Below are 6,643 nucleotides of genomic sequence, written 5' to 3'. Positions count from 1 at the left end.
GGTGGATGCCGTGGTGTTGCCAGAGGCGGGCGAGGGCGACCATGATCGCGAACAGGGCCGGTTGGACGACGTCGACGCGGTCCAGGGAGGGCGCGCCGTCCCGTTGGTGCAGTACGTCGAGCAGGGACCAGTCGGTGAACGGCGCCAGAGCCTCGGCGCAGGCGTCCAGGTGCTCACGGAAGACAGGCGAGGCCGCGTACAGGCGGCGGCCCATGCCAGGCCACTGCCCGCCCTGACCAGGAAAGACGAACACCGTCCCCGACGATCCCGAGCTCGGCTCGGCATCCAGGAGCACCGCCGGGTTGGGCCGGCCGGTCGCCAGGTCCTCCAGGGCGGTGGCGAACTCCTCCGCATGCGTGGCCACGACCGCCGCCCGGTGGGAGAAGTGCGTACGCGTGGTCGCCAGAGCGTGGGCGATGTCCACCGGCCGGCCGGCGGCGCCGGAGCGGGCCAGGCGGGCCAGGTTGCGGGCCTGCGCACGCAGGGCCGGCTCGTTCCTGGCCGAGATCACCCAGGGCACCACCGGGTCGCCCGCGGAATCGGGAACGTCCGGAGAATGTTCGACGGCCGAAAGCACCACGTGACAGTTGGTCCCGCCCATGCCGAAAGAGCTGACCCCGGCCACCAAAGGCCGATCGATATGTGGCCACGGGGTCAGGCCGACCTGGACCCGCAAATTCAGCGCGTCCAGGTCGATGCTCGGGTTCGGGGTTTCGAAGTTCAGGCTGGGCGGAATTTCCCGGTGCCGGAGGCTCAGAATGGTTTTCAACAGGCCGACGATTCCGGCGGCGCCCTCCAAATGGCCCACATTGGTTTTGGCCGAACCGACTGTCAGGCGATCCTGGGACGAACGCGCGGTGCCCAGCGCGGCGCCCAGTGCGGCGGCCTCGATGGGGTCGCCCACGCGTGTGCCGGTTCCATGGAGTTCGACATATTGAACCTCGGCCGGATCGACCCCCGCCTGTTGATATGCGCGCCGCAGCACCTCCGCCTGCGCCCGCACACTGGGTACGGTCAACCCATTCGTACCGCCGTCATTGTTCACCGCGCTGCCCCGGATCACGCAGTAAATCGAATCCCCGTCCTCGACCGCCCGGGACAGGGGCTTGAGCACCACCAGACCTCCGCCCTCTCCCCGCGCGTAACCGTTCGCGCGGCTGTCGAAGGTGAAGCAGCGGCTGTCGGGCGAGAGGCCGCCCATGGAGGCCGCGCCCGCGGTGCTCTCCGGGGCGACGATGAGGTTCACGCCGCCGACCAGGGCGAGCGTGCTCTCCCCACGGCGCAGGCTCTCGCACGCCACATGTACGGCGACCAGCGACGACGACTGGGCCGTGTCCACGGTCAGGCTCGGCCCCCGCAGCCCCAGCGTGTACGACAGCCGGTTCGCGATGATGGCCCGCTGGGTCCCCGTCAGCGAATGATGGTCGTACGCCTCCACCCCCTGCCGCCCGAGCAACGTGGCATAGTCATCCCAAATGACGCCGACGAACACCCCGGTACGCGAATCCCGAATCCCTTCCGGCACGATGCCGGCGTCTTCGAGTGCTTCCCAGCCCAGTTCCAGCACCAGCCGCTGCTGCGGATCCATCATGGCGGCTTCGCGCGGGGAAATGCCGAAGAAATCGGGGTCGAAACGATCGATCTGATCCAGGAATCCGCAACGATAACGATCGGCGCCCGAAAAGATGACGTCCCGCCGCTGCGGCGGCGCCTCCGAGATGGCGCTCCGGCCGGTGCGCAGCAGCCGCCAGAAGGAGTTCGGATCAGGGGATTTGGGGAGGCGGCAGGATATTCCGATTACCGCGATGGCGTTGTCCCGGGCGACAAGGTTAAGGGCGGTTTCGGCCATTTATAATTCTCCTGCCCGTGATCCTGCTCTGAGTGCGCAGCATTCGCTCAGCGTAGGATTGCCGGGGAGCCTAGCGGGGCTCTAAACGGCCGCTAAATGCACCCTTAAGGGGCGCCCGCGCCCGCTGCCATCTGGGCCAGGCGGGCGAAGGCCCGTGCGGGTCCGCGCGAGTCCTCGCGGCGTGGCCGAACAAGCGGGACGGGCGCCAACGCGACCAAGGCGCACCCGCCCGGCCGACGCCGCTCGCCCGCGAGGCCCCAGGTCGCATAGATGAGCGTCAATGAATTTAGCCACCGCTCAAGCGTTGTTTGCCGAGTGTTCACATTGACATTCTTCTATGCGAGTGCGGGGGATCCAGAGACCTGGTCACGAGCCGGAGGAATGATCGTGAGCAAAGGAACGCGCACGGCACTGGCCGTGGCAAGCGCACTCGTGCTCGCCGCATGCGGCGGTGCCAATCAGACGTCCGCCGAACCGGGCACGGCCCAGTCGGCCAAGGAGCTCTCCGGTGACGTGAAGGTCGACGGCTCCAGCACGGTCGCGCCGTTGTCCACGGCGGCGGCCGAGCTGTTCGCCGAGCAGCAGGCCAAGGTACGGGTCACGGTCGGCACCTCCGGCACCGGCGGCGGTTTCGAGAAGTTCTGCAACGGCGAGACCGACATCTCCAACGCCTCCCGCCCGATCAAGGACGAGGAGAAGACCGCGTGCCAGGCCAAGGGCATCGCCTATGAGGAGTTCTCGGTGGCCAACGACGCGTTGACGGTCGTGGTGCACAAGGACAACACCTGGGCGGGCTGCCTCACCGTCGAGCAGCTCAAGAAGATCTGGGAGCCGGGCTCGAAGGTGAACAACTGGAACCAGGTCGACGCCAAGTTCCCCAGCGAGCCGCTCAAGCTGTTCGGCGCCGGCACGGACTCGGGCACGTTCGACTACTTCACCGACGTGATCAACGGTGAGGAGGGCAAGAGCCGTACCGACTACAGCCCGAGCGAGGACGACAACGTGACCGTCCAGGGCGTGGCCGGCTCCAAGGGCGGCCTCGGCTACTTCGGCTTCTCCTACTTCGAGGAGAACGCCGGCAAGCTCAAGGCCGTGCAGATCGACAGCGGCGGCGGGTGCGTGGGCCCGAGCGTGCAGGCGGCGCAGGACGGGACGTACAAGCCGCTGTCGCGGCCGCTGTTCATCTATCCCAAGGCCGCCTCGCTCAAGCGGCCCGAGGTGCTGGCCTTCGTCGAGTACTTCGTGGCCAACCACACGCAGATCGCCGAGGACGCCAAGTTCATCCCGCTGAACCCGCAGCAGGAGACCGAGCTCAAGGCCGACCTTGACAAGCTGAAGGCCCAGGCCGGCGGATGAGCACGACCGGCTCCACGCCCTCCCCGGCGAGCCCGAAGGGGCCGCTGGGGAGGGCGCGCACGCGCTACGGGGAACGCGCGGTGCAGGTGGTGCTGGTGGCGGCCGCACTGGTGTCGGTCGCGACCACCGCCGGCATCGTGATCTCGCTGGTGCCGCCCACCGCCGAGTTCTTCGAGGCGGTGAGCGTCGGCGAGTTCTTCACCACCACCCAGTGGGCGCCGCTGTTCGAGCCGCCCGCCTACGGCGTGCTGCCGCTGGTCACCGCCACGTTCCTGATCACGGTGATCGCCGTCATCGTGGCGATCCCGCTCGGCCTGGGCGCCGCCCTGTACCTGAGCGAGTACGCCCACGCCCGCACCCGCAGGATCTTCAAGCCCGTCCTGGAGGTCCTCGCGGGTGTCCCGACCGTCGTGTACGGCTTCTTCGCGCTGCGCTTCGTCACCCCCGCGCTCCAGACGTACCTGCCCGCGGGCCTGCAGCCGGACATCTTCAACGCCATCTCGGCCGGTCTGGTCATGGGTGTGATGATCGTTCCGACGGTGGCGTCGCTGTCGGAGGACGCCATGTCGGCGGTGCCCCAGGGCCTGCGTGACGGTGCGTACGCGCTGGGCTCGTCCACCAGGCTCGTGGCCGTGCGCGTCGTGCTGCCCGCCGCGCTGTCGGGTGTGGTGGCCTCGTTCGTGCTGGCGATCTCCCGCGCCATCGGCGAGACGATGATCGTGGCCATCGCCTCGGGCAACAAGCCCGCACTGTCGTTCAACCCGCTGGACGCCATGCAGACGATGACCGGTTTCATCGCCCAGGCCGGGTCGGGCGACCTGCCGACCGCCTCGCTCGACTACAAGACCATCTTCGCCGTCGGCGCCCTGCTGTTCCTCATCACGTTCGCGATGAACTTCATCAGCGCCCGCCTGGTGCGCAAGTTCCGGGAGGTGTACGAATGACCGCCCCCACCCTCCCCGGGCGACGCGAGCCGCTGCTCACCCGCCGGCGTGTCCCGTGGGGCGACATCGTCTTCAAACTGCTGCTGCGGCTGTGCCTGCTCGTCGCGGTGGCGTTCCTGGTGACGCTGCTGGTCTACGTGGTCTACAAGGGCTGGTCGCGGCTGGACCCCCGGCTGTGGGAGAACTTCCCGTCGATCCGGCGTCCCGAGCGGGCGGGCGCGAAGTCCGCGCTGTTCGGCAGCCTGTGGGTGATCGGCATGACCGCGGTGTTCTGCCTGCCGGTCGGCATCCTCGGGGCCATCTACCTGGAGGAGTACGCCGACCACCGCCGCTGGTACAACCGGCTGATCGAACTGAACATCGCCAACCTGGCCGCCATCCCCTCCATCGTCTACGGCATCCTCGGCCTGGGCATCATCGCCCGCGGCTTCGGCTTCGGCACCACGATCCTCACCGCGTCCATCACCCTGTCGCTGCTGGTGCTGCCCATCGTGATCATCGCCTCCCGCGAGGCCATCCGCGCGGTGCCGGGCGAGATCCGCAGCGCCTCCTACGGCCTGGGCGCCACCAAGTGGCAGACGATCTGGCGTCAGGTGCTGCCCTCCGCCATCCCCGGCATGGCCACCGGCTCCATCCTGGCCCTGTCGCGGGCGGCCGGCGAGGCGGCCCCGCTGCTGCTGCTCGGCGGCCTCACCTACGTGGCCTACGTCCCCGACGGCCTGCTCAGCGGCTACACCGTGCTGCCGATCCAGATCTACGGCTGGATCAGCCAGTCGCGCGAGGCCTTCCACGACCTGTCCTCGGCGGCGATCGTGCTGCTGCTGGTCGTCATCATCGCGATGAACTCGATCGCCATCTACGTCCGCAATCGCTCGCAGAAGCGGTGGTGAACCCGAACCATGACCTCCGATATGACGACGGGAGCGAGGACGAGCATGGCTCCTTCCACACCACCGGCCGAGATCTTCGACCCCGTGTTCACACTGCAGGACCTGTCGGTCTTCTACGGCGACTACGAGGCCGTACGCGGGGTGGACATGCGCATCGCGCCCCGCGAGATCACCGCGCTGATCGGCCCGTCCGGCTGCGGCAAGAGCACGGTGCTGCGCTGCCTCAACCGGATGAACGACCTCATCCTCGACGCCCGCATCGCCGGCAAGATCACCTACTACACCGAGGACCTGTACGGCGACTCCGTCGACCCGATCGAGGTACGCCGCCGGATCGGCATGGTCTTCCAGAAGCCGAACCCGTTCCCCAAGTCCGTCTACGACAACATCGCCTACGGGCCCCGCATCAACGGGCAGCGCCGCGGCCTGGACGAGGTGGTCGAGGAGGCCCTGCACCGCGCGGCCCTGTGGGACGAGGTCAAGGACAAGCTCAAACAGAACGCCCTCGCCCTGTCCGGCGGCCAGCAGCAGCGCCTGTGCATCGCCCGCGCGATCGCGGTCAAGCCCGACGTGATCCTCATGGACGAGCCCTGCTCCGCGCTCGACCCGATCGCCACCACCAAGATCGAGGACCTCATGCAGGTCCTGTCCCGCGACTACACCATCGTGATCGTCACCCACAACATGCAGCAGGCGGCCCGGGTCTCCGAACGGACCGCCTTCTTCACGGCCGAGGTGGACGACAAGGGCGTGCGGCACGGGCGGCTCGTCGAGTTCGACTCCACCGCGCGGATCTTCAGCAACCCCGCCGACAAGCGGACCGAGGGCTACATCACCGGGCGGTTCGGCTGACCGGAACGGAGCGACCAAGCGTGAGCCAGGCCATGGCGGCACCCCTGCCCCGCGAATCGGGCGCCTCCTCCCGGGCGCCGGTGCTCCTGGTCGCCGACCCCGACGACGATCTGCGCGAGCTCGCCGCGCACGGCATCACCGTCGTGCGGGCCGTGGACGGGCCCGGAGCGCTGCTGCGCATCGGGGCCCACGCTCCCGACGTGCTGCTGGCCAGCGCGCGCCTGCCGGGCATCGACCCGGTGACGCTCATCGAGAGCGTACGGCGCTCGCTGGCCGCCCTGCCGATCATCCTGGGCGCCGGGCCCGAGGACGCCGAGCTCGCCATGCGGGCGCTGGCGGCGGGGGCGACGGCGTGCGTCGCGCGGCCGTACCGGTGCAAGGCGCTGCTGGCCCTCATCCACACCACGCACGACCCCGCCGCGCTGCCCCTGCTGCGGGTCGGGAACATCGAGCTCGACCAGGACGCGCACGTCGTCCGCGTCGCGGGGGCGCCCGTGCACGTGCCGCTGCGCGAGTACGAGCTGCTCCGCTACCTGATGCGCAACGCGGGCCGCGTGGTCACCAAACACGAGATCACCAGGAAGGTGTGGCGCAGCGCGGGCGAACCCCCGGACAACACCATCGTCGTGCACGTCAAGCGGCTGCGGCGGCGGCTGGGCGACGACGAGCGGAACCCGGCGATCCTGCTCACCGTCCGGGGCATCGGCTACCGCTTCACGGCCGGTGATCCACCACTGTCCGCCGGTACCTAA

6 protein-coding genes are annotated in these 6,643 nt (G+C 68.9%); 5 read left to right on the top strand and 1 reads right to left on the bottom strand.

Features of this window, described 5'->3' with window-relative positions; translation table 11 throughout:
- Positions 1-1,849: type I polyketide synthase (locus tag AB0I15_RS35900; protein ID WP_358105579.1), on the bottom strand; the 1,849-nt coding region annotated here is incomplete at its 3' end.
- Positions 1,850-2,236: 387 nt separating this feature from the next.
- Here AB0I15_RS35900 and AB0I15_RS35895 point away from each other — a divergent pair.
- The 5 genes from AB0I15_RS35895 to AB0I15_RS35875 are packed head-to-tail and all read left to right on the top strand — an operon-like array spanning position 2,237 to position 6,643.
- Positions 2,237-3,205, top strand: a complete 969-nt coding sequence (locus AB0I15_RS35895) for a PstS family phosphate ABC transporter substrate-binding protein (RefSeq protein ID WP_358105576.1) — start codon at positions 2,237-2,239, stop codon at positions 3,203-3,205.
- Positions 3,202-4,149, top strand: coding sequence for a phosphate ABC transporter permease subunit PstC (pstC, locus tag AB0I15_RS35890; protein ID WP_358105573.1), 948 nt, complete (start codon positions 3,202-3,204; stop codon positions 4,147-4,149). The genes AB0I15_RS35895 and pstC overlap by 4 nt, the downstream gene beginning before the upstream one ends.
- The gene (gene pstA, locus AB0I15_RS35885; protein ID WP_358105570.1) at positions 4,146-5,039 is read left to right on the top strand and encodes a phosphate ABC transporter permease PstA; all 894 of its coding nucleotides are present in this window, start codon (positions 4,146-4,148) and stop codon (positions 5,037-5,039) included. Before pstC ends, pstA begins: the two co-directional genes overlap by 4 nt.
- A 45-nt stretch (positions 5,040-5,084) precedes the next feature.
- Positions 5,085-5,891, top strand: a complete 807-nt coding sequence (gene pstB / locus AB0I15_RS35880; protein WP_358105567.1) for a phosphate ABC transporter ATP-binding protein PstB — start codon at positions 5,085-5,087, stop codon at positions 5,889-5,891.
- Positions 5,892-5,911: 20 nt separating this feature from the next.
- Positions 5,912-6,643, top strand: coding sequence for a response regulator transcription factor (locus AB0I15_RS35875; protein WP_358105564.1), 732 nt, complete (start codon positions 5,912-5,914; stop codon positions 6,641-6,643).

Source organism: Nonomuraea sp. NPDC050643 (assembly GCF_040654715.1).
Taxonomy (GTDB): domain Bacteria; phylum Actinomycetota; class Actinomycetes; order Streptosporangiales; family Streptosporangiaceae; genus Nonomuraea.
This window is presented reverse-complemented; position numbering and strand designations above follow the sequence as displayed.